General features: G+C 32.0%; 20 protein-coding genes. 4 read left to right on the top strand and 16 right to left on the bottom strand.

The genetic code is table 11. The features are described from left to right. Positions 1-23: 23 nt before the first annotated feature. From LQ668_RS07550 to panD, 7 genes are all read right to left on the bottom strand, one after another. The gene (locus LQ668_RS07550) at positions 24-875 is read right to left on the bottom strand and encodes a MurR/RpiR family transcriptional regulator (RefSeq protein ID WP_107509452.1); all 852 of its coding nucleotides are present in this window, start codon (positions 873-875) and stop codon (positions 24-26) included. 5 nt (positions 876-880) lie between these two features. After that, a complete protein-coding gene (locus LQ668_RS07545) occupies positions 881-2,317 on the bottom strand; it encodes a PTS transporter subunit EIIC (protein ID WP_107509453.1) in 1,437 nt (478 codons plus the stop codon). Positions 2,318-2,336: 19 nt separating this feature from the next. Continuing rightward, positions 2,337-3,221, bottom strand: a complete 885-nt coding sequence (murQ, locus tag LQ668_RS07540; RefSeq protein ID WP_107509454.1) for an N-acetylmuramic acid 6-phosphate etherase — start codon at positions 3,219-3,221, stop codon at positions 2,337-2,339. Further along, entirely contained in the window at positions 3,222-4,271 is a 1,050-nt protein-coding gene (locus LQ668_RS07535; RefSeq protein WP_107509455.1) for a MupG family TIM beta-alpha barrel fold protein, read from the bottom strand. Between the two features lie 501 nt (positions 4,272-4,772). Beyond that, positions 4,773-7,184: an MMPL family transporter gene (locus tag LQ668_RS07530; protein WP_107509456.1), complete on the bottom strand. Its 2,412-nt coding sequence runs from the start codon at positions 7,182-7,184 to the stop codon at positions 4,773-4,775. Positions 7,185-7,369: 185 nt separating this feature from the next. Then, positions 7,370-7,729 (bottom strand): DUF1304 domain-containing protein, encoded by a 360-nt coding sequence (locus LQ668_RS07525; protein ID WP_107509457.1) that lies wholly within the window; start codon positions 7,727-7,729, stop codon positions 7,370-7,372. Between the two features lie 12 nt (positions 7,730-7,741). After that, positions 7,742-8,125 carry an aspartate 1-decarboxylase gene (panD, locus tag LQ668_RS07520; protein WP_078358065.1) on the bottom strand — a complete coding sequence of 128 codons (384 nt, stop codon included), beginning with the start codon at positions 8,123-8,125 and terminating at the stop codon, positions 7,742-7,744. 181 nt (positions 8,126-8,306) lie between these two features. Here panD and LQ668_RS07515 point away from each other — a divergent pair, with 181 nt between their 5' ends. From LQ668_RS07515 to LQ668_RS07505, 3 genes are all read left to right on the top strand, one after another. Then, positions 8,307-9,140: an aldo/keto reductase gene (locus LQ668_RS07515; protein ID WP_107509458.1), complete on the top strand. Its 834-nt coding sequence runs from the start codon at positions 8,307-8,309 to the stop codon at positions 9,138-9,140. A gap of 750 nt (positions 9,141-9,890) precedes the next feature. Beyond that, the gene (locus LQ668_RS07510) at positions 9,891-10,259 is read left to right on the top strand and encodes a transcriptional regulator, SarA/Rot family (protein WP_078358063.1); all 369 of its coding nucleotides are present in this window, start codon (positions 9,891-9,893) and stop codon (positions 10,257-10,259) included. A gap of 113 nt (positions 10,260-10,372) precedes the next feature. Further along, complete coding sequence (locus LQ668_RS07505) at positions 10,373-11,023, top strand: SDR family oxidoreductase (protein WP_107509459.1); 651 nt, start codon at positions 10,373-10,375, stop codon at positions 11,021-11,023. A 48-nt stretch (positions 11,024-11,071) separates the two neighbouring features. Here the strand turns inward: LQ668_RS07505 and LQ668_RS07500 are convergent, their stop codons facing one another. Genes LQ668_RS07500 through LQ668_RS07480 form a run of 5 tightly spaced genes read right to left on the bottom strand, consistent with a single transcriptional unit; the run spans position 11,072 to position 16,240 of the window. Beyond that, on the bottom strand, positions 11,072-11,680 hold the full coding sequence (locus tag LQ668_RS07500; protein ID WP_107509460.1) for an AAA family ATPase: 609 nt from the start codon (positions 11,678-11,680) through the stop codon (positions 11,072-11,074). Then, positions 11,677-12,534, bottom strand: a complete 858-nt coding sequence (locus LQ668_RS07495) for a class II fructose-bisphosphate aldolase (RefSeq protein ID WP_078358060.1) — start codon at positions 12,532-12,534, stop codon at positions 11,677-11,679. Before LQ668_RS07495 ends, LQ668_RS07500 begins: the two co-directional genes overlap by 4 nt. Positions 12,535-12,548: 14 nt before the next feature. Then, positions 12,549-13,838 (bottom strand): PTS sugar transporter subunit IIC, encoded by a 1,290-nt coding sequence (locus LQ668_RS07490; RefSeq protein ID WP_239775956.1) that lies wholly within the window; start codon positions 13,836-13,838, stop codon positions 12,549-12,551. Between the two features lie 15 nt (positions 13,839-13,853). Then, a complete protein-coding gene (locus LQ668_RS07485) occupies positions 13,854-14,159 on the bottom strand; it encodes a PTS sugar transporter subunit IIB (protein WP_078358058.1) in 306 nt (101 codons plus the stop codon). Continuing rightward, entirely contained in the window at positions 14,156-16,240 is a 2,085-nt protein-coding gene (locus LQ668_RS07480) for a BglG family transcription antiterminator (RefSeq protein WP_160149110.1), read from the bottom strand. The genes LQ668_RS07485 and LQ668_RS07480 overlap by 4 nt, the downstream gene beginning before the upstream one ends. 281 nt (positions 16,241-16,521) lie before the next feature. On the opposite strand from LQ668_RS07480, the gene LQ668_RS07475 reads away from it, so the two are divergent. Then, the gene (locus LQ668_RS07475; RefSeq protein ID WP_107510139.1) at positions 16,522-17,526 is read left to right on the top strand and encodes an LLM class flavin-dependent oxidoreductase; all 1,005 of its coding nucleotides are present in this window, start codon (positions 16,522-16,524) and stop codon (positions 17,524-17,526) included. A 350-nt stretch (positions 17,527-17,876) separates the two neighbouring features. Here the strand turns inward: LQ668_RS07475 and LQ668_RS07470 are convergent, their stop codons facing one another. From LQ668_RS07470 to LQ668_RS07455, 4 genes are all read right to left on the bottom strand, one after another. Next, the gene (locus tag LQ668_RS07470; protein WP_174221862.1) at positions 17,877-19,088 is read right to left on the bottom strand and encodes a CynX/NimT family MFS transporter; all 1,212 of its coding nucleotides are present in this window, start codon (positions 19,086-19,088) and stop codon (positions 17,877-17,879) included. A 177-nt stretch (positions 19,089-19,265) separates the two neighbouring features. Next, positions 19,266-20,816 carry an L-glutamate gamma-semialdehyde dehydrogenase gene (pruA, locus tag LQ668_RS07465; RefSeq protein WP_078358396.1) on the bottom strand — a complete coding sequence of 517 codons (1,551 nt, stop codon included), beginning with the start codon at positions 20,814-20,816 and terminating at the stop codon, positions 19,266-19,268. Positions 20,817-21,012: 196 nt separating this feature from the next. Further along, a complete protein-coding gene (mmuM, locus tag LQ668_RS07460; protein WP_107510140.1) occupies positions 21,013-21,918 on the bottom strand; it encodes a homocysteine S-methyltransferase in 906 nt (301 codons plus the stop codon). Next, a complete protein-coding gene (locus LQ668_RS07455) occupies positions 21,902-23,230 on the bottom strand; it encodes an amino acid permease (RefSeq protein ID WP_237687662.1) in 1,329 nt (442 codons plus the stop codon). The genes mmuM and LQ668_RS07455 overlap by 17 nt, the downstream gene beginning before the upstream one ends. Positions 23,231-23,893 lie beyond the last annotated feature (663 nt).

Here is a 23,893-nt window from a genome sequence, read left to right as displayed (position 1 = left end):
GGGCGCTTTTTTTGATGAAATTTTTATTCTAAATATAATTCAACTGCATCTCTTGTTTTACTCATTGTCACTACATGGTCGTCATAATTTCTAGATAGATAACTATAAAACAGTATATCTATTGTCATAAGCTGAGAAATAAGAGAACTTGTAGCTGCAAGCCTCAAACTCTTTTCTGAGCTTGCATCGTGTATTAAATAAAAGTCAGATGTTTTAGCTAATGTAGATTTTTCTGATTGTGTAAGCACAACAGTTTGTACGCCATATTTTTTAGCAACTTTAGCTAATGAAATGGTCTCTTTGTTCTCACCTGAATTTGAAATTCCAATTAATACACAGCTTTTACTATGTGAAGCGATAGCTGTGGCTAAAAAATGTGTATCTAGTGAATGGATAACTTGCTTACCTATTCTTGTGAATTTTTGGTATAAATCTTGTGCCACTAAACTAGAAGCACCTATGCCAAATACTATAATTGTATGTGTATTATATAATTGATCAACAATTTGATTAATACTTTCATTAGAAATATTGTTTTCTGTCATTTCAAGTGTATGTGAAGCTCTTGTGATCAACTTCTTACTTATTGAATCGACCGTTTCATCTTGTTTAATTTCTTGATAAATACTTTGTTCATGTTGAGGCAAGTATCTAGAAATTGCTAATTTCAAATCTGTGAAACCTTTAAAGTCCAATTTATGTGTACATCTAATAACGGAAGCTGCACTTGTATTTGTTAGTTTCCCTAGTTCTTTAGCACTTAAATTAATCGTCTTTTCAGGATGATTTATGAAATATTCAGCAATTCGTTTTTCATGTTTTGTTAAATGAGACATTTGTTCTTTTATAAATATGAGTAAATGTTGATGTTCCATATAAATTAGTCCTCTTCCAATTCTTGTGGTGCAGTCATTTCTTTATTTGTGCCAAATAAGAATGTTGCAACAAATCCTCCTAGATAAGCTGCTAATAATCCTGCAATATACCCTAAATACATATTATCAGAAATTAAAGGAATCAATGATACACCACTTGGTCCAATTGCTGTTGCACCAATCTGACCAATGCCACCGATGACAGCTCCACCTATACCGCCACCTATACAAGCAGTAATAAATGGTCTACCTAATGGTAACGTAACACCATAAATTAATGGTTCACCAATTCCTAAAATACCTACTGGTAAAGCACCTTTTAATAAATTAATAATTTTTTTATTTTTTCTACATTTAAACCATAATGCAAACGCAGCACCTACTTGTCCTGCACCTGCCATTGCTAATATTGGTAACAGATAAGTAGCTCCAGATTGATTAATCATTTCAATATGAATAGGTGTTAAGACTTGATGTAATCCAAACATTACAAGTGGTAAGAATGTTGCACCTAATACAAATCCACTAAATGCTCCACCTATATTAAGCACCCAATCAATAATACCTAACAAACCGTTAGAAATAAATCCAGCTATTGGCATGATTATGAAAATCGTAGCAAGACCCATTATAAATAGCGTAACAGTTGGTGTAACAATAATATCTACAGCACTTGGGACGATTTTGTGTAGTTTCTTTTCTATTATTGATAATATCCAAACAGCGATAATAACACCGATTACACCGCCTTGTCCTGCTGCTAATGGTTCACCGTTGAAAATGTTCTTTATCGGACTTTCTGGATCCATACCAGTTAGCATTGTAGTACCACCGATTACACCACCAAGTCCAGGTGTAGCACCGAACTCTCTAGCTGCATTGATACCAACATAGATAACTAAGTATGCGAAAATACCATTTTTAATAATATCAAATACTAAAACAAATTGTTCCCATGAAGCACCATCTATTGTTCCTGCAGCTAACATGTTTGAAAGTACTGCTGCAATTCCGCCTATTAAACCTGCACCAACGAAAGCAGGTATTAATGGTACAAATATATTCGCGATAGATCTTAATACTTTTTTAAACGGCGTTTGATTCTTTTTATTTATATTTTGTTTAAATAAATCCGCTTCTTTTTCAACTTGTTCTTTATTTGATGCTTTATGTTTAATCTCTTCCCCTAAAGGTACCCCAATTATTGAACTCATTTCATTTGCTACTTTATTAACAGTTCCCGGTCCAATAACCACTTGAAGCATGTCATCTTCTACAACACCCATAACACCTTTAATATTCTTTAGTCCTTCAACATCTACTTTACTATAGTCAACGATATTCATTCTGACACGTGTCATACAATGAATAACTTTGTCTAAGTTATCTCTTCCCCCGACTTCTTTCAATATGTCTTGTGCAATATCTCTTTCTTTTGACATAACCTACACACCCCTTTGTTTACGTATTTCTTACAAACCCCTTAGCTTGTGCTAATTTTTCAATTGCTTCGTCCTTAGTTATATGATGCATCCCCATCACAATAGCAACTTTCACTTGTTCTCCGCTATCTTGAAATAGTTTACTACTTTCTTCATCTGTACAATCTAATACTTCTTGGATCATATTAATTGCACGTTGTTTTAACTTCTTATTAGTTGGTTTTACATCAATCATTAAATTTTCATACACTTTTCCTATACCAACCATGGCACCAGTTGAAATCATGTTAAGAATCAATTTTTGTGCAGTTCCAGCTTTAAGTCTCGTAGACCCTGTTAATACTTCTGGACCAACATCTACTTGTACGGGGAAGTCAGCGTGTCTTCCTACTTCAGATTCTTTATTACATGTAACACAACCTGTAGGCACATTTATTTTTTGAGCATATTTTAATCCACCGATTACGTATGGTGTTCGCCCACTAGCAGCTATGCCAATTACTGTATCGTGCTCATTAATTTTTAAGTCTTTTAAATCTTGTTCTCCAAGACCCTCATCATCTTCTGCACCTTCAACAGCCACTGTCATCGCCTTTTGACCACCTGCAATTAAGCCAATTACAACATCAGGTGTCACTCCAAAAGTTGGTACACATTCTGCAGCATCTAGAACACCTAATCTTCCGCTTGTTCCAGCTCCCATATAAATTAATCTTCCACCATTGTTTAAGCTCTTTATAACTTGTGTTATAAGATTAGCTATAGCTGTATTTTCTTCTTTAATAAACTGGGCAACTTTTTGATCTTCATTGTTCATTACTTCAACGAATTGGGCTGGTGTTAAAGTATCTAACTTTGAAGAATGCTCGTTTCTTGTTTCTGTCGTTAAACGACTAATATCCATTTATTCTTCCCCCTCAACAAACTGAAATGCAGTTCCCGCATCAATCAAGTCTATGCATGCCAAATCTTGTTCGCATACATGACCAATAACATTTACTGCTTTATTACTATTTAAACTCTTATTCACAATTTGTAACTCATTCATATATCGACCATACTTTACATTATCTAAAGTAATGGCACCCCTTTTTCTTGCAACCGTGTTTTCAGGCATTACTTCATCTTTAAAAGTTTGCCTTGCTTCTTCCGCTCTAATCACATCTCTAGCTTTATCTTTCCTATTATGAAAAATTCTCCCAATAAAATAATCTAAATGCTTTGTTTCGGATTGCACTTGAAGTGACACGATTCCTTTATTAAAGAAAGTGTTGAACTGATTAATTGTTGATTGATTGATATGCGTATCCCCTATACAAATATCATCTACACCTAGTGCTAATAATTCTTTAGCAGCAACTAGAGGATGGACTTTTCTATGGTCTTCTAATGTAGGTAAACCTTGATATACCGGACCTCTTAAAGTTGTTCCAGGAACAAATGCCATTACTGAAACATCTGGAAAAGATACCTTCAACTCTTCGTTTTTATTTATAAAGAATTGTTTATCCAAACCAGTTTCAGGACGAGGATAGTAATTATGTGCAACCATAATGCGAGTCATATCAACATTTTGAGATTGTAATTGATTAAGTAAATCAATAGCATCTGTACTAGCATTGCAGACAATTTTCACTTTATCTAATAAAGAAATAATATCCGAAAGTTCTAATGAAATATCTAATCTAATATAATCTATGCCTATTTCACTTAAAATCACCGGTTCTTTATAAGACAAACCAAGATTGGAAAAAGCATGAGGACTTGCATCAGCTATAATTTCAGCTTTATTTCCTACAAGACGCTTCAATTCCTTTAACTTATCAAAATATTGACTTGAGTCCTCTTCAGGAATTTGAAGAGACGTAAACACATAACGAAAACCCTTATCTAGCATTGTTTCAATATAAGAACGATCAAAAGATTCACCTAAATATACTGAAAAACCTAACATATCAACACATCCTTTTTGGAATCGTTTACATTATCTCATTTTTGGAATTTAATTTCAATATTTATATAAATATTATCAGTAATCGGAACGATATTACAACTGAGCGTTTATATAGGAATCTTAGATGCATAATTCTGAATTGTGCTTCTTAGACTGCGCTTACTAGCAGAATTCTGAATTGTGCTCCTTAGATTCTTCTTACTGGCAGAATTCTGAATTATGCTCCTTAGACTGTTCTTACTGGCAGAATTCTGAATTGTGCTCCTTAGATTGTTCTTACTGGCAGAATTACGAATTGTGCTCCTTAGACAGCAGCTCTTACGGACATTTCTCGGAATTTTGTCCCTTACAACACCTCTTTCGGACATTTCTCGGAATTGTGTCCCTTATTCCTTAATCTCTTAATCCCTTATTCTCTTAACCTATATTTGCCTCTCACTATAAAATAAAAAAACTTCCATCAGAATTATATCTAATGGAAGTTTTTTTATTTTCATATGATTATTTATCTTTATTAATCATACGTTCTATTAAGTGGTTAACTTGTTCGATATTCTTACTTTGTTGATTCAGTATGCTCATTATATTTTCATTGTCAGTTTCTGAATGTTGTTGTTCTTCTATTTTATTGTTGTACTGACTTAATGCTTTATATAACACTTCATCTTTTGAAGCTGAATCTATATTATCGTATAAGTCTTTAGTTTTTGGACTGACTTCAATTGTACTTACATTTTTGTTTTCTGTAGTTTGTTCAACGCTATTATTTTCACTTAGTGCGTGTCCTTCAATGTCTATTTTAGGTAAAATTGTGTTTAACCAGTTTGGTAAGTACCATGATGCTCTGCCAAATAATTTTGTTAGTGCTGGTATAATTGTCATTCTTACAACAAAGGCATCGAATAACACACCAAATGCTAATGCTATACCCATAGATTTAATCATTACATCATCTTGGAATACGAAACCTATAAATACACTGAACATAATTAATGCTGCTGCTACTATTACAGGTCCACTTTCTTTTAGTCCTACTTTAATAGATTTTGTATTGTTCATTGTACGTACATATTCTTCATGGATTCTAGACATTAAGAATACTTCATAGTCCATTGCCAAACCAAACAGCAACCCTATCGTGATTACGGGTAAGAATGCTAGCAACGGTCCTGTTGTATCTACTCCGAATAATCCACTCATAAATCCATCTTGCATAACAAGCGTCGTAAATCCTAACGTTGCAGCAAGTGATAATACGAATCCTAGTACTGCTTTAAGTGGAATGATGATAGATCTAAATACTACCATTAATAATACGAATGCTAATAATATAATTACACCAGCAAATAATGGTATTGCTTCGTTAAGTTTTTCTGACATGTCTATATTAATAACACTTTGTCCTGATATTTCAGTACTTAAGTCATACTTATCTTTAGAGTCTGAATTATAATCTCTCAAATCGTGTACTAGATCATATGTTGATTCTGCATTTGGTCCTTTTTCAGGAAGTACTGTAACAAGTGCATAATCTTGATCTTTATTTAGTTGAGGTGGTGTAACTGTTTCAACATTTTTAATATCTTTAACATCTTTCATTAATCCTTGTAAATCTTTTTGTAACGCTTGTTGATCATCTTTTTTATCTGAAGTATCTACAAGCATTACGACTGGTCCATTGAAACCTTCTCCAAAATCATCAGAAATAATATCATATGCTTTTTTCTCAGTTGAAGTATCAGGTTTCATACCATTATCGGGTATACCTAATCTCATATGCGTAACTGGAAGTGCGGCTGCTAGTAATATTACTAGTCCAACGAGTATAGCAATCCACGGTTTCCCTACTACAAATTTAGACCACGGAGTATCTAAACTCTCATTAGAATGAATTTTACGTTTCTTTGGATGTATTTGTTTATGGAACACACTGATTACTGCTGGAAGTAATGTAATTGAACTTAATACTGCAAATACAACACTTAATGCAGATGCATATCCCATTATAGATAAGAAATCAATGCCGACTAATCCAAGTCCACATACCGCAATAACAACTGTTACCCCCGCAAAAATAACAGCACTACCTGCTGTTCCTAATGATAAGCCGATTGCTTTAACATGATTTTGCTCAGTTTTAATAATTTGTCTATATCTAAATAATATAAACAGTGCATAATCAATTCCTAATGCGAGTCCTATCATTACAGCTAGTGAAAGCGTAACGTTCGGAATATCAAATGAATATGTTAGTAACGCGATTGCCCCTATACTAGAACCTAATCCAACTAGTGCACTAATTATAGGCATTCCTGCAGCAATTAATGATCCGAATGTTACAAGTAATACTACGAAAGCAATAATAATACCAATTGCTTCAGAGCTACCTCCAATTTCAGTACTTGCGTTTAAAGCGTTACCTGTAAGTTCTGTCTGTATGCCTTCATCGTCTAAAGGTTTCATAGCATCTTTCACTTTATCTACAGAATCAGATTTTATAGATGTTTGAGAAACTTTATAATTGATATCTGCAAAAGCAGTTGTTTGATCTTTATTTATTTGTTTATTTTTATAAGGATCGGTAATTTCTTTTATATCATCATCTTTATCTTTAGCATCTTTTAACGCATCTTGAATTTCTTTCATTGCTTTTTTGTCTGTAATACCTTTTTTATCATCACTTTTAAAGACAACTCGTACATTTGCCTTTTCACTATCTTGATTAAATTCCTTTTCAATCTTATCGTTCGTATCGATTGACTTAATACCATTCATTGTAATGTCATTATCGAAAGTGGGTTTATTAATTGCTAATGGTGTGATAATGCCCGCCAAAACAACAACCCATATAATAATTGTTAACCATTTATGTTTAGCAATGGATGAACCTAATTTAAATAAAAAATTAGCCAAAATATTTCCTCCCTAAAATCTACTCTATAGTTTATGCATACAGTGTATACAACATAACGCTTATAGTATCATTTCAAGATGCTTCTAAAAAGAGATAAAATCCTAAATGTGTATACTTTGTCTACACTTTTTAAATAATGTAGAAAAGCCGTTTACTAAACGTTCACATTTAGGATTCTAATTTTTTATAATAATAATAGAATTAAGGCGATTATTGCAGGTCCACCTTGCTTTAATATAATGGATTTCGAACTTGTAAGACTGCCATATACTGCTGCTACAATAATGAATATTAACAATAAAGCTACAAATTCTTTCGGGTTTGATGATAAAAATGCCCCGTAAAACAAAGCTATAGCTAACAAGCCATTATATATACCTTGATTTTTCAGAAGGACTTGAATATTTTTATCTTTTAATACTTGTTGCTTTAAATTGAAAGTTTGTGATGTTTTTTTAGAATCTGTCGCAATCGTTTCTAAATACATAATATACAAATGTTCAATTGCAACAATAACTACAAAAATAGTTGCTAGTATATGCATAACAAGTCTCCTTTAAAGAACAATTTGATTTTCTTTTTCATGTATCATTTCAATAATCTCGTTCTTCTCGTTCATAACAGCTACTTTTGGTGCATGCGTTTTTGCTTCTTCATCAGTAACTTGAACATAATTCATAATAATAACAATATCATCTACTTGAACTAATCTTGCTGCAGCACCATTTAAGCAAATTTTGCCACTGCCACGTTCACCTTCAATAACATAAGTTTCAAGGCGCGCACCATTATTGTTATTAACTATAGCTACTTTCTCATTTGGCAAAATATCTACTGCATCTAAAATATCTGCATCTATCGTAATGCTACCTACATAATTTAAATTGGCTTCAGTTACTCTAGCACGATGAATCTTCCCGTTCATCATAGTTCTAATCATCGTATTCATCTCCATATTTATATTTATATACTCGTTATTATCATACAATGATTTTATAATCCGTCAACTATTAAATCTTAATATTACTTTTTAGTGCCTATAGAACAAAATAGTGCGTACTTACCTTTCACTCTATATAGCATTATACTAATCTATACATTAATAAAAAGGAGTTTTGAATATGAATTACACAAAGTTTCATAATGGAAATAGTATGCCAAGCGTAGGTTTAGGTGTTTTTAGAGTAGAAAATAACGACGTAGCTAAAGATGCAGTCAAACACGCTATTCAATCTGGATATAGAAGTATCGACGCAGCATTTATATATGGAAATGAAGTAAAAGTCGGCGAAGGTATTGCTGAAGGTATAAAAGCAGCTAATATTACAAGAGAAGATTTATTTATCACATCTAAAATATGGATAGATGATTATGGAAAAGACAATGTACAAAAAGCATATGAAAAATCATTAAACTTACTAGGTCTAGATTATTTAGATTTATATTTAATGCATTGGCCAGGTACAGATTTAGATTTACTATTGAACACTTGGGAAGGTATGGAAAACTTATATAATCTACAATTAGTTAAAAATATTGGCGTAAGTAACTTCAATATCGATCACTTAGAAATTCTAATCAATCAAGCTAATGTTAAACCAGTATTGAACCAAGTAGAATTTCACCCATACTTAACACAAACAGAACTAAGAAACTATTTAAGCAAACACAATATAAAAATGGAATCATGGTCACCACTTATGAATGCAGAAATTCTACAAGACGAAACAGTAAATCGTATTGCTAAAGAAATAAATAAATCACCAGCACAAGTCATCATACGTTGGAACATCGACCATGACGTTATCACAATACCAAAATCAGTAACACCATCACGCATCGAAGAAAACTTCGAAGTCTTTAACTTCAGTTTAAACGATGATCAAATCAAGAGATTAGATGCACTTAACGAAAACAAACGCATAGGACCAAACCCAGCAGAATTTAACGGTTAAGTTATTGAAAAGCGTGAAACCTTGATTAAGACGATCATTAGTTGCACTTCTCTTACGTTGTGTGAGTATGGATATCCTTGCTTGCACTTCTCTTATGTTATGTGAATATGGATGCCATCTCTGATAACTACTTTTATAGTAATCTTTTAAAATAATATAAGCTTTGACGATATAAGTGGCTGGGACAAATTAATTGTCCCAGCCTTTCATTGTTCGGTGTAGATTTTGAGGATGTCTTAGATTAACTATCTAATTAATCTACAACTTGGTTGAACTCTTAGATTAACTCCAAACTTAATCTACAACTTGGTTGAACTCTTAGATTAACACCATACTTAATCTACAAATTGGTCAATCTCTTCGATTAACTGCTGACTTAATCTACAACTTGGTCGAACTCTTCGCTTAGCTCCATACTTAATCTACAACTCATCTCATTTTTTCAAAAAAACTTATTTATGTCCCCATTTCTTTTTCCATTTTTTTGATTTTTCTGTTATACACAAGCAAATTATAAATTTATTTGTATTATACAATTATTATTGCAATTTATTATTTTAATAAAATACATATGATTTTTTACTTATTATATTGCTTTACTAGTTAATAATTTGGTATTATTTAGGAGAAATATATTTTTCCCAATAAACCTTCAACAAATGCTTAAAATTTGGAATACTTTATTTTAATCAATAAGCTAACAACAAAGATATATACATTTTGAAAAAATTAAATAACCAGGAGGATATTATGGAAAAGATTATGCATTACGAACTATTAAAAAAAGACATTTTCAACAACATCTTTGATAAAACACAACTAAAAAGAATGGACATTCTTACTTTATATTATATAGAACAAATGAATGAGGATGAAATATACGTTAGAAAGCTTCGAAAACTAATGTTTGAACCATCTTCTTCTGAACTAACTGGTGCAATTAAAACGCTCGAAGAATTAAATTACTTTAAAAAAGTAAGAGATCCTTTAGATGAACGTTCTATTATATTGAAAAATATTGATTATGAAGCAATTAATAATACATTACGTACTTGCAAAGAAATCACAATCGATCATTTACGTAAGGTCAATTCAGAAGATGACAAAACACTTTTATAAATATCAATGAAATAAGAAATAGATTTCAACAATAAATCTATTTAATTGAAAATAAACCTTTTCTTATATACGCTTTAATAGTAAACATTTTCTATTAGAGAGGAAGTTCAAATATGAAAGTAGCAATTATTGGCGCGAACGGAAATATTGGAAAACATCTCGGAAAAACGCTAGCTGAACGCGGTGATGAACCTATTGGATTTATACGTAAAGAGGAACAAGCTCCAGAACTCAATCAACTTGGCGTGAAAACGGAACTAGCAGATATTATAAAAACAGACCTATCAGAATACGCTTCTAAATTTCAAGGTATTGATGCATTAATATTTACTGCAGGTGCTGGTGGTGCTGGTGTCGAACTCACAAAAGCAGTTGATGGAGACGGCGTTACAAAAATGATTGAAGCTGCTGAACAAGCTGGTATCAAACGCTTTATACTCGTGTCTGCATTTCCAGATGCTGGTAGAGGTATGAATATATCTGAAAGCTTCGAATTCTATATGAAAATGAAAAGACAAGCCGATGTAGAATTAGCACAATCTGCATTAGACTGGACAATTCTTCGTCCAGGCACGCTTACTAACGATGAAGCAAATGGACAAATAACGCTTGGTTACGCAATCAGCTACGATGAAATCCCAAGAGATGATGTCGCAAATGTAATTGTAGAATTACTTAACCAACCAAACACTTCCCATAAAATATTAGAGCTTACAAAAGGTAAGACACCTATTCAACAAGCCGTAGAAAAATACAGCAATTAACACCAAAACACCACGAAGTAGGAATGTTCCTTCCTTCGCGGTGTTTTATTATTTTATTTTACTGTAAACCCAGTTTACTATTTCTTGAACATCGATATTCTCAAAATTTGTTACGTCTATTTTTTTATACTCACCTATATGAAATTCGTCATATTTTCTATTTTCGCAGCGTTCTTTAAATGTTGTAAAATCATCTAAGTCATCTGGTTGTTGATGCTTATTTCCTTTATGATAACTTGTTAGTATATGTCCAATATGCCTGGAGTCCTTTAAATCTCTTTCTTTTTGTCTATGAAATAATATTTCCATATCACCATATAATGTTAACGTAATCGGTTTATAATTATATTTACTAATCATTTCTTTCAGTTTGTTCTCTTGCTTATAACTAAATGGATAATCAATTATTATTTTTGTTGATTTTTTTAAATAGTTATCTAGTTTTTTATAATAATATTCCCATGCTTCATTTCCAAGGTTATTTTTTTCAATTATGTTGTTGAAACCATACTTATCGAAATACATTTCTTTAATATCATCATAAGATAATAAATGCCATTTAGAATCCTGTTCGATTATTTGATTAGCTAAATATGTTTTTCCGGTACCTGGAGGACCAGCCAATATAATTATAAATCTTTTTTGATTATCGATCATATTTTAACGCGTTCTTTATTCATGAATAAATTAATCTTATGTGCAACAATATTTTTCACCGCTTCATTACATGGGATAATATTATGTCTTAATGATTTATTCACTTTTGTTTCACCAAAATATTTTTTTGCTGTTTCTGTCCAAGTTACAAGCAATTCTGTACCTACGTTGAATTTTCTTATTCCATTATCTATTAATTCAGGCACGTCTTCTTCTTTAACACCTGTACCACCGTGTACTACAAGAGGTGTTTCCACAATCTCATTAATTTCAGCTAACAATGGAATATTAACATTTGTTTTAGATTTAAATTGTCCATGATTTGTACCTATTGCTACAGCTAATGCATCTACATTAGTAGCTTCTGCAAAATATTTAGCATCATAAGGATCTGTATATTTTACTTCAGAACCATCAATTGTTATTCCTTCTTCAGTACCCCCGATTATTCCGAGTTCAGCTTCAACTGATGTCCCTCTTTTATGTGCATAATCTACTACGGCTTTTGTCTTCATTATATTTTCTTTTAATGGTAATGATGAACCATCAAACATAACAGACGAATAACCTGCATCTATCGCATTTTTTATATCATTAAAATCTTTAGCATGGTCCAAATGAAGCACAACATCAACCATTTCTGAATTAGCTATACTTTTAGTTACAGTAACCAATGTCTTATATCCAATATACTTTGCAGTATCAACACTTGTTTGTATAATGATTGGGCTACCTGCTTCTTTAGCTGCATCTATCATACTTGGCAACATTTCTAAATTATGTGCATTGAAAGCACCTATCGTACAATTTAAACGTTCTGCTTTTTCAGTTGCTTCTTTTAAATTAATATACATATTTTTCTCTCCCTTTAAAATGCTTTCATTAATGGTCCAATAATCCATGCATAAAATAGTGCTGCCGCTACAGTATCAACATCTGTTGCAGTGGCGTTAACAAATCCCATATTGCTAAGCACTGTAACTAAAAGTGCTGGTAGTAAAGTAATGAATAAACCATGTGCAATACCACCTATAATTGCGCCTCTTAATCCACCAGTTAAATTACCAAATATACCTGCAATGCCTCCTGCAAAAAAGTTAGTCAATATTCCAGGTATTATCATGGCTAACCCTAAAGTTGGGAAGAAGAACATCGCAATGACTGTACCAATCGTTGTTGTTATAAAACCGATTATTACAGCATTTGGTGAAAATGGGAAAAGCACAGGACAATCTAACGCAGGCTTTGCATCTGGAACTAATTTCATTGCAATACCTTTAAATGCTGGTACAATTTCTCCAAGAAGTAATCTAACACCAGCTAGTAATACATAGACTCCAACTACAAACTGAATTGATTGCATGAAAGCATACATCACATAATGTGTATCACCTGATAATTTTGAAGCAAAGTCCTCGCCTGCAAATAATACCGTTACTAAAAATAAAGGTGCCATAACGACCATCAGTGATAAATATGTGTCTTGTAAAAACTCAAAATTCTTTGGTAATTTTAAATCTTCAACTGATTTTCTATTTTCTCCTCTTTTACCAAATACATACCCAACACCTGCTTCAAACACGTAACCAAGAGTACAAAAATGTCCTAAAGCAATGTTGTCACCACCTACTATTTTCCTTACAAACGGTTGAGCTATTGCAGGCATCATTGTTGCAAACACACCACCAATCAATCCTCCTACAACAATTAGAGGAAATCCTCTTAAACCTGCAAAGTATCCACCAATCGTAGTCATAGTAGCCATCCATAATAAAGCTTGACCAGTTAAAAATATATATTTCCATGGTGTGAAACGTGTTATTAAAATATTAAATATAAAAATAGCTAAAAATGTAAATGCTATTTCTCGACCTAATCCTAAATCTCCCATTGCTTGTCCATTTATTGCTTCAATGGAAGGTACAATACCTTCCATTTGGAATCCTTCAGAAAATATCTTGCCGAAATATGTTAAACTTCCAACAATAATAGCCGAACCTGCAGTTAATACTTGAAAACCTAACAATGTTTTAAACGATCCTGATATAATTTGCCCAGTTGATTTTTTCTGTAATATTAAACCTAACATTGCAATTAAAGCCACAATTATTGCTGCTTGTGTCAAAATATTTTGTATAATAAAGTTTATAATTTGCATAGCATCACTTCCTTATTAAATGATCCCTTTTTCTTTAAGAACTGGTGAAAGCTTTTCTTCTATTTCATCTGTAGATACAATATTCTTTAAATAAACAATTGAAGTTACATCTTCATCTATTGAAAAATTATTAAACTGCGACTTAAAATTTTCTCCCGTTATTATGATTTCAGCATTTCTTGATACAGCAGATGAAATTGTATCGTGATCTAGATTTGCATCTACACCTAACTTGTTTAATACATCTTCAGCTGCCATTTGACATGCAAAACTACTTCCTAATCCTGCTCCACAAACAAAAAGTATATTTAGTTTACTCATGCTAATTCCTCCTCTAATAAATAATTTATAAATTCATCTTTATCCTTAAAACTCAGTAATTTGTCTACTTTTTCTTCATTTCTCACAAGTGATACGATACTTTTCATAATATTTAAATGTGAAAATGAATCAGTTGCTGATAAACAAAATATAATTTTAACCGGATCATTTATTTCATTTCCAAACTCTATATTAGGATTTAGTGTTGCAATACTAACACCTAATGCGTTAGCACCTTCTTCTGGTCTAGCATGTGCTAACGCTATATGCTTACCAATTACAATATATGGACCGTATTCTTCAACTGAATTAATCATTGCATCTTGATATTGAGATGTGATAATTCCGTCATCAAGTAATGGTTTGGAAACCATCTTAATCGCATTCTTCCAATCAGAGCACGTTTCATCTAAAAGAACATGATGATTTTCCAATACTTCATTTAACATAGGCTGCACCTCTTTATCATTGAAATTAAAATTATTTATTTCAAATAAGTTTTTAATATCTTTATAATCCTGCTCATTTAATTTCATGCCCTTATCTTCTAACCAAATAGATAAGTCTTTAAATAATGAAACTTCATTACGCTTAAACTTTTCATTATTTCTAGATAAGTATGCGTGTTGTTCTAAAAATGCTTCTATTTTCTTTATATCTGTTTCGTTAACTATGGCATTAACATAACAAGTAGGTTTATCAAAATCTGCATCAATAGTCGTAAACACAATATCTACATCATCATTTTTTATAAAATCTTCTTCATTTGATGCAAGAATTTTTATTATATTCACATTAAAATGTGACTTTAAAATTTCAGCCAATAAGTTGCTCGTAGCAATACCAAAACTACAAACAATTACAGCATTAAAATAGTGTTTATTTTGTTGAACGTATTTAAAGTATGCAGTAGAAAAATAAACAGTTATAAATGCTATTTCATCTTCTGTAAAATCCAGTTCTATATATCTATTTAAACGATTCATTGAATATTTTTTTATTGTATTAAAAAACTTATTGTGGCTATTTTTAATATTTTCTTTCAAAGGATTATATATTTGAATACCTTGTTGCAAACGGCTAATCAATCCCGAGATATGTTTATTTAGTCCTTCAAATAAATAACTTTGATAGCCTGTAAAATCAATAGACAATTCATGCTCTACATACTCAATTAATTTAAGACTAATTAGTTGAGACAGTGCTTCGTGTTTATCATCTGTAACTTGTTTCTTTCCTCCAATTAAAACATCAAGTCTATTATTAATATAATTAAATTCACCTAAACTAACATCTAGTGCTTTCCAATTTATAACTTCATCAATAAAAATATTTATTATGCTTAATTGTTTTCTCTTGTCATCTTTTTCTGTTGCTAATATATGGTTATGACTAATACGAGATATCCAAATAGCTGTTAATATGATCGCTGATAGTTTAATATCATTTTGTTCAATGGAAATAATTTTAGTATAAGTATCTTTAATATTTTCTATATTTTTTGAGTCAATGTAATGAATCAAAGGACTATAACTGTCAAATAAATTGTCAATTGTAACTTTATCTTCAGTTATTTTTTTAACTAAGTAATCATAAAGGAATGTTCGTATATCTCTTTCGTTTCCTTCAATAGATAAACCTGTAGAAACATTAGAAACGATCTTCAAATTAAATTTGTTTAAGTCCATACGAACTTGTTTCATATCCTTATCCATAGTACTTTTAGAAATCTGCAATTCCTCACACAATTCATAAATTTTTTTATAGGAATCATCTGATAAAGCATGACTTATAATGTATTCTTTTCTATACGCAGGATTGTAAATTTGCTCTTCAACTTCACCTGAAACAATTTCTTTTAATTTAGTACGTTCTGAGTTTGATAAATTTAATATAAACAAACCACTGTTGTTATTAATTTCAAAAAATTGATTTGTTATTAGAAACTCATTTATATCCTTTAAATCATTTCTAATAGTTCGTTCCGTTTTGTTGAACATGATACTAAGTTCTTTTGCAGAAACGCTTTCTTTACTATTAAGAAAAATATTCAAAATATTCATCGGCCGACTTTTTAACATTTTTAACATCTCCCTTAGTTAATATTGTAAATTTATCCTTTAACAATTGTTAGTATTTTTATATTCTAATTAAAAACGGAAAAAATGTAAGCGCTTTACACAATAACAAAAAGACACTGAATACTTTTACTGTAAACAGCGTCTTTCCAATATATAATTAAGTTCATTATTAATTTATTCACAAGATTCAAAAAATAAGTCCCAAGCAAAATATCATTATATTTTGAAAGATAAGATATACTTATAATAAATATGAGATATAAATTTTAAGGAGGAGCATCATGTTAAAAATAAGTGTATTAGATCAAGCGCCAATATCCAAAGGCAGTAATCCTGAAGAAACGCTACAAAATACAATTAAATTAGCTAAATGGACTGAATCGCTTGGATACTATCGATATTGGGTAGCAGAACATCATAATACAAGCGGTTTAGCAAGTTCTTCTCCTGAGATCTTAATGACACAAATCGCCGCTTCTACTCATAAAATTCGAATCGGATCTGGTGGTATATTACTGCCACAATATAGCCCATATAAAATCGCAGAAAATGCTAAAACATTATCAGCTTTGTACCCTAATCGTATCGACTTAGGGTTTGGCAATTCACCCGGTGGTTCTCCTATCACTCAAAAAGCATTAACAGATAATCATATTAAACCTAAAGAAGACTTTTATAGACAAGTATCAGATTTACAAGGATTCTTGCACAACACACTATCTAGAAATCACGAATATAGACTCGTAAAAGCAGGACCACGAATAGATAACCCACCAGCAATGTGGTTATTAGGACTTACTGAAAATGGAGCGAAAAATGCAGCACAACTAGGTATTGGATTTGTATTCGGACATTTCATCAATCCTAAATACGGTAAAATAGCTATGAAACGCTATAATAAAGATTTCGTACCATCAGTAAATCATAAAGAACCGACAACAATCATTTGTATATTTGTAGTCTGTGCAGAAACCGACGAAAAAGCAGAAGAACTCGCAATCACACAAGACAAATGGTTATTAAACGTAGGAAAAGGATTAGGCACAAAAGTACAACCACGAGAAGAAATAAATATTGAAGAATACACAAAAGAAGAATTAGAACAAATAGAAGAAAATAGAAAAAGATGTATAGTCGGTTCACCAACAACAGTCAAAACAGAGCTACACAAACTAGCAGAATTCTATCAAACAAATGAATTTATGATCATTACAAATATATATAACTTTGAAGATAAAAAAAGATCCTATCAACTAATCGCAGAAGAAATGTTGAGTGACAGTTAAAGAAATTGTTATAGAGAGTTGGATTTATATTAGTTCCAGTGAGGGCTAACTGGCAGAATTCTGGATTGTGCTCCTTAGACTGTTCTTACTGGCAGAATTCCGAATTTTGCTCCTTAGATTGCGCTAACTGGCATAATTCTGAATTGTGCTCCTTAGATTGCGCTAACTGGCAGAATTCTGAATTGTGCTCCTTAGATACTACTTCTTACGGACATTTCTCAGAATTTTGTCCCTTAGCACCCTTCTTACGGACATTTTTCGGAATTATGTCCCTAAGACTTGTACTTCCATCTTACATTTTAAAAAATAAAAAAGGTCACCTCTATTGAGTGACCTTAAACTACTTCCATCTAATCCTCTACATACTGATCATTAGCTGCTTGTAATGCGAAGATATAGAATAAGACTGATATTATAATTAATGAAATGATACCGATATCCCATCCTCCTAATAAATCATGTAAAAATCCTATTAAGAATGGTCCTATTGCTGCGATAAAGTAACCGACTGATTGTCCAAATCCTGATAAGGACATACTGCCTGCGTTTGTTCTTGCTCGAATTGAAAAGAAGGTCATGCATAAGCTAAATCCTGCTCCCATTCCAAATCCTGCTATTATAATTCCAACGATTAATACTATGTATGATTGACTAAATAATAAACTAAATCCTAGTATAAACAACATACTTACTATCGTAACGAGTAATTTTTGGTTTTGCATTTTTGATGCGATTATTGGGAATATAAACGTCATTGGTACTTGTGAAAATTGATTTAACATTAATAAATAGCCTGCTGCTGTTGGTGACAATCCTTTGTCTATTAGAATGGTTGGCATCCATGCTATAACTGTATAAAATACCATTGATTGCATTGCCATTGTTAATGCTACAACCCAAGCTAATTTAGATGTAGACATTCTGACTTTCGGTCCTTGAACTTTATTTTGCATTTCTTTAGTTGCTTGTACTTCTTGTTGTTTTCCACTTTTAACTTGTGGTATCCAAAATATAATGGCTAATATAGTTAAAACAACCCAGAATGATAGTGATAATCGGAATCCTAATGGTGTTATTTCAGATAGTGGATAACTTAATCCCCCACCTAACCCAGCTGTGAAATTCATTGTTGCACTATATACGCCAGTAAATAATCCTATTTGTAATGGGAACCTCCATTTTACGTAACTTGGTAAGCAAACATTTCCAAATGCGATAGCTACACCTAACAGAATTGTTCCTATTATAAATAATCCTATATCTCCTGAGACACGCAATAACAAACCTATTAAAAGTATCACTAACGCATAAAGAATGGTACTAGGCATCGTTAATTTCGTAACGATTTTAGATACCATTGGCGAAACGAACCCAAACAATATTAATGGAATTGTTGTTAAAAATCCTGCTAGACTATTACTTATTTCTAAATCTGATTTAATCAATTCTATTACTGGTCCAACTGAGGTTAATGGTGCTCTTAATGTAGATGCTACAAATATCATGCCAAATAAAATCAACCATATATCTTTAAATTTATATTTCTTAATATTATTTTCCAATTTTTTCACCGCCGTGATTATCTTTTATAATTACAATACTACATGAAAATAATTGAATTAATAGATTTAAATTATTTACGTATACAAAAAGAGACTGGACAAATTAATTGTCTCAGCCTCAAACATTGTAATAACAGTATCTGACTGCTCTTTGTTGTTTAATATTTTATTTATAGATTAAAATTGTTCAGATAGAATTTTTTGCTCTAAGAAGTTAAGCATATAATCCGGGCTACCTGTCTTAGCGTCTGTTCCGGACATTTTGAAACCACCAAATGGGTGATACCCAACTACTGCTGAAGTACAACCTCTATTCAAGTATAAGTTACCAACATCATAATCTTCACATGCTTGTCTCCAATGCTCACGATTATTTGTAATAACTGCACCTGTTAAACCATAGTCAGTATCATTTGCAACTTCTAACAATTCTTCAAAGTTGTCACATTTTGTGAAGCCAACAACTGGTCCAAAAATTTCCTCTTGCATAATTTGGTCGCTAGATTTCAAATCAGAAATGATAGTTGGATGAACAAAGAATCCTTTGCTATCGTCCGTTTTACCTCCGACTTCAAGCTTACCTTCTTTACTACCAATTTCGATATAATTTTTAATTTTGTCGAATTGTTTTTGGTTAATAACAGGTCCCATATAAACATCAGAACCGCCTTCAGTATGTTTAATTGAAAGTTCTTTTGTTAATTTGATTGATTTCTCAAGAACTTCATCATAGACATCTTTATGCACTATTGCTCTAGAACAAGCTGAACACTTTTGTCCAGAGAAGCCAAATGCTGAATCTACAATTGCTTGAGCAGCTAAATCAGTATCGATATTTTCATCGACAACAATCGCATCTTTACCACCCATTTCAGCAATGACACGTTTCAAGAAGTTCTGTCCTTCTTGAACTTTAGCAGCTCTTTCAAAGATACGTGTACCTGTAGCTCTTGAACCAGTAAATGTTACAAAGTGTGTATCTTTATGATCTACTAAATAGTCTCCTATTTCTTTAGGGTCACCCGGTACAAAGTTAACGACACCTTTTGGAAGTCCCGCTTCTTCTAAAATTTCAATAAGTTTGTACGCGATTAAAGGTGTATCTTCTGCTGGTTTTAACAATACAGTATTACCTGCAATAATAGGCGCAACTGTTGTACCAGTCATAATTGCAAATGGGAAGTTCCAAGGTGGAATCGTAACACCAGGTCCCATTGGTTTATAAATATATTGATTATGCTCGCCTTCTCTATCAAAGACTTGCTTACCATGAGCTAATTCCATCATAGAACGTGCATAATATTCAATGAAATCTATTCCTTCATTTGTATCTCCATCTGCTTCATTCCATGGCTTACCTGCTTCATATACCATTAAAGCAGATAGTTCATGTTTTCTTCTACGAATAATAGCAGAAACTCTAATTAATAATTCAGCTCTTTCTTTAGGAGTCCATTTTCTCCAAGTCTTATAAGCTTCTTTAGCCGCTTCCATAGCTTGATCTACTTGTTCTTTAGAAGCTTTAGAAATTGTTCCTAGTACTTGTTGATGATTAGCTGGATCTACAGATTCATATTTGTCATCTGTAAAAATTTTCTCTCCATTAATAACGAGAGGAATTTCTTTCCCAAATTCAGCTTTAACTTTTTTTAAAGCATCCTTAAAAGCCTGTTGATTCTCTTGATCTGTAAAATCTGTTGCAGGTTCATTGTGAAATTCTACTACCATCCTTCATACCTCCTAAATATATAAACCTAATAAGAGGTCAAATACCTCTTATAGAACATTTTACTATTCTATTTCCAATTTTATCAAGTAAAGGGCTTTCATAAAGAATTATATATTGAAATAAAGGTCAGATGACAGAAGTTTAAAGAGTTCTAACGAGCTTGTTTTACGAGTCTTGATCGTTAGAAAAACATACTCATCTTTCTATTGCTTCATGTATTTGTTTAATGTCTTCGGGTGTTGTTTCGCAACAACCTCCTATAATTTGAACACCTTGCGCGATCCATTCTTTTGTTTTTTGAACAAGTAACGCATTCTCTCCTTTACCAATCCAAACTTTTTCTATTGGATCGAACGTTTTACCACCATTTGGGTATAAAGCGATTACTTGTGGCAATTCGAGCAATCCTTTATTAATTGCTTTCTCTACACTATTAATACTTGAACAATTAATACCGAATACGGGCACGCGCCCAATGTGTTGTACGATATACTGACATACTTTTTCAAATTCAGTACCATCTGATAAGTTACCTTCATTATCAACTGTACATGAAATCCAGAAAGTATTATGATCATTATAGTTTGGAATGATATATTCAACTATTGCTTTAATCTCATTAAAATTAGGTACTGTTTCAAATACGAAATCGTATATGCCTCTATTAATTAAAGCGTTAATACGTTCTTCGTGAAATTGTATGTATTCATCAACTGAAATTTCATATTGCCCTGTATATTCAGAACCATCACTTAAATATGCACCATAAGGACCTAAACTTCCGACTACAACTTGATCATCTGTTACAGCTTCTTTAATATTTTTTACTGCAATTTCAAATAATTGTTCTATTTCTGAAGTTTCTTTACCAATTGCTTTAAATGTAGCAAAACTTGCTTGATACGTACTCGTCAAAACGATATCAGCACCTGCATCAGTAAATGCTTGATGAGCTTGCATTACTTTATCTGGTTGATTTATAAGTACTTCACTAGACCATAACGAAGAATTCAAATCACATCCATATCCTTCTAATGTTGTCGCCAATCCTCCATCTAACACTAATGCTGTTTTCTGATTTAATTTATCTAGAAGTCTCAATATCCTGACCATCCTTTTTATGATATTTTACAAAGTAAAAAATAATAGCAATTATTGCAAATGGTATTCCAAAGTATAATGCTGGTGATTGGTTAGGATCAAAAACCATCCCTACACATGAAATCAAACATAAGATAAAGCCAATTATCGGTACACTTTGATGTATTTTTAAATGTTTATTTAAGCGTTTAGCATTAAAATAAGATAAACATATGCTCATCCATACAATTACAACAGCCAATCCAGCAATTGATACAAGCACGATGTATAATGAGTCTGCTGCATAAATACTTGAGAATAATGCTAACAATCCTCCACACATACTGAATATTGTAGCGCGTATTGGCATTTGATGTTTATTTAGCTTTTTAAAATAATTTGGAAACATACCTTCATTAGACAAACTCCATACCATTCTACTTGCAGCATATAGCCCTGAATTAGCAGCAGATAATAATGCCGTAATAATTACCAAATTCATTATGTCCCCGGCATATGGAATACCCATATTTTGAAAAATAACGACAAAAGGACTTTCTAAAGATTTACCTTGATAACTTGGAATTAAAATAGAAATAATAACCATCGTTCCTATAAAGAAAATAATAAGTCTCCATAAAGTTGCATTAATCGCTTTAGGTATGACTTCTTTAGGATTTTTAGTTTCACCAGCAGCAATTCCAATAAGTTCAGTACCACTAAATGCATAATTGACAGCTAACATCGTTAAAAATACTGCACCTAATCCATTAGGGAAACTAGGATTCGTATATCTAGATTTAATCGTTTCTAGCCCATTATAACCACCGTATTGAATGAGCCCAAATAAAGTTAGTGCACCTAAACCAATGAAAACAATAATAGCTAACACTTTTACTAAAGAAAAATAAAATTCAACTTCAGCATAAAACTTAGTCGACACTATGTTAAAAGCAAGTACAAGTATGATAGCAATACTTGAAAATATGTATACAGGTACATCAGGCAGCCACTTACCCATTAAAATACCAACAGCAGTAAACTCAGATCCAAGTGCCACAGTCCAAGTTAACCAATAAAACCAAGCGACGATATAGCCAATAGAAGGATGAATGTATTTAGAAGCGTATACATGAAATCCTCCTGTAACAGGATGTTCAATAGCTAATTGACCTAGACATAACATCACAAGATATACCAAAATCGCACCAACTACATAAGATAACATAGTCCCCAAAGGACCAGCTTGTTGCAAAGTATACCCAGAACTTAAAAATAAACCCGTTCCAATTACACCACCAAAACTTAATAACATGATATGACGTTGCTTCATATCCCGTTTGTACGATTGATTAGACACGATAAACCTTCTCTCTAGAATTAAAAATATCTTTAATTCTATATCTTTCGAATAATTCAGTCAACTTAAAATTTTCTGTAAATAATATATATTGGAAGAAGTTGGGATATAAGTGTCCTTAGTTACACTTCTCATACGTTGTGTGAATATAGATGGCCTTGCTTACACTTCTTCCGACTTGTGTGAATATGGACAGCCTTACTTACACTTTTTTCGACTAGTGTGAATATAGATACCCTACAACTAAGAGGAAGTGGGACATAAATAAGTTTTTTGAAAAAATGAGATAAGTTGTAGATTAAGTCGGAAGTTAATCTAAGAGTTCGGCCTAGTTGTAGATTAAGTCGGAAGTTAATCGAAGAGTTCGACCATGTTGTAGATTAAGTCGGGAGTTAATCTAAGAGATTGACCAAGTTGTAGATTAAGTCAGCAGTTAATCTAAGAGATTGACCAAGTTGTAGATTAAGTCAGCAGTTAATCTAAGAGATTGACCAAGTTGTAGATTAAGTTAGGAGTTAATCTAAGAGTTCAGCCAAGTTGTAGATTTGGACCGTCTACACTTAATTGGACAACTTCTTTAAAGAGAAGTATTGTTAAAATTAAGAAAGTAGGTGGTCTTTTTATGAGAAGAGAGCG

This window comes from Mammaliicoccus sp. K-M42 (genome assembly GCF_022386375.1).
In the GTDB taxonomy this organism is placed as follows: domain Bacteria; phylum Bacillota; class Bacilli; order Staphylococcales; family Staphylococcaceae; genus Mammaliicoccus; species Mammaliicoccus fleurettii.
The sequence above is the reverse complement of the archived record's forward strand: the minus strand, read 5'-3'. Positions and strand labels throughout refer to the sequence as shown.

What these genes read in the sequence shown, in the direction of transcription:
- LQ668_RS07550 (WP_107509452.1), bottom strand. Translation starts at nt 875, where the DNA reads ATGGAACATCAACATTTACTCATATTTATAAAAGAACAAATGTCTCAT.
- LQ668_RS07545 (WP_107509453.1), bottom strand. Translation starts at nt 2,317, where the DNA reads ATGTCAAAAGAAAGAGATATTGCACAAGACATATTGAAAGAAGTCGGG.
- murQ (WP_107509454.1), bottom strand. Translation starts at nt 3,221, where the DNA reads ATGGATATTAGTCGTTTAACGACAGAAACAAGAAACGAGCATTCTTCA.
- LQ668_RS07535 (WP_107509455.1), bottom strand. Translation starts at nt 4,271, where the DNA reads ATGTTAGGTTTTTCAGTATATTTAGGTGAATCTTTTGATCGTTCTTAT.
- LQ668_RS07525 (WP_107509457.1), bottom strand. Translation starts at nt 7,729, where the DNA reads ATGCATATACTAGCAACTATTTTTGTAGTTATTGTTGCAATTGAACAT.
- panD (WP_078358065.1), bottom strand. Translation starts at nt 8,125, where the DNA reads ATGATTAGAACTATGATGAACGGGAAGATTCATCGTGCTAGAGTAACT.
- LQ668_RS07515 (WP_107509458.1), top strand. Translation starts at nt 8,307, where the DNA reads ATGAATTACACAAAGTTTCATAATGGAAATAGTATGCCAAGCGTAGGT.
- LQ668_RS07510 (WP_078358063.1), top strand. Translation starts at nt 9,891, where the DNA reads ATGGAAAAGATTATGCATTACGAACTATTAAAAAAAGACATTTTCAAC.
- LQ668_RS07505 (WP_107509459.1), top strand. Translation starts at nt 10,373, where the DNA reads ATGAAAGTAGCAATTATTGGCGCGAACGGAAATATTGGAAAACATCTC.
- LQ668_RS07500 (WP_107509460.1), bottom strand. Translation starts at nt 11,680, where the DNA reads ATGATCGATAATCAAAAAAGATTTATAATTATATTGGCTGGTCCTCCA.
- LQ668_RS07495 (WP_078358060.1), bottom strand. Translation starts at nt 12,534, where the DNA reads ATGTATATTAATTTAAAAGAAGCAACTGAAAAAGCAGAACGTTTAAAT.
- LQ668_RS07490 (WP_239775956.1), bottom strand. Translation starts at nt 13,838, where the DNA reads ATGCAAATTATAAACTTTATTATACAAAATATTTTGACACAAGCAGCA.
- LQ668_RS07485 (WP_078358058.1), bottom strand. Translation starts at nt 14,159, where the DNA reads ATGAGTAAACTAAATATACTTTTTGTTTGTGGAGCAGGATTAGGAAGT.
- LQ668_RS07480 (WP_160149110.1), bottom strand. Translation starts at nt 16,240, where the DNA reads ATGTTAAAAAGTCGGCCGATGAATATTTTGAATATTTTTCTTAATAGT.
- LQ668_RS07475 (WP_107510139.1), top strand. Translation starts at nt 16,522, where the DNA reads ATGTTAAAAATAAGTGTATTAGATCAAGCGCCAATATCCAAAGGCAGT.
- pruA (WP_078358396.1), bottom strand. Translation starts at nt 20,816, where the DNA reads ATGGTAGTAGAATTTCACAATGAACCTGCAACAGATTTTACAGATCAA.
- LQ668_RS07455 (WP_237687662.1), bottom strand. Translation starts at nt 23,230, where the DNA reads ATGAAGCAACGTCATATCATGTTATTAAGTTTTGGTGGTGTAATTGGA.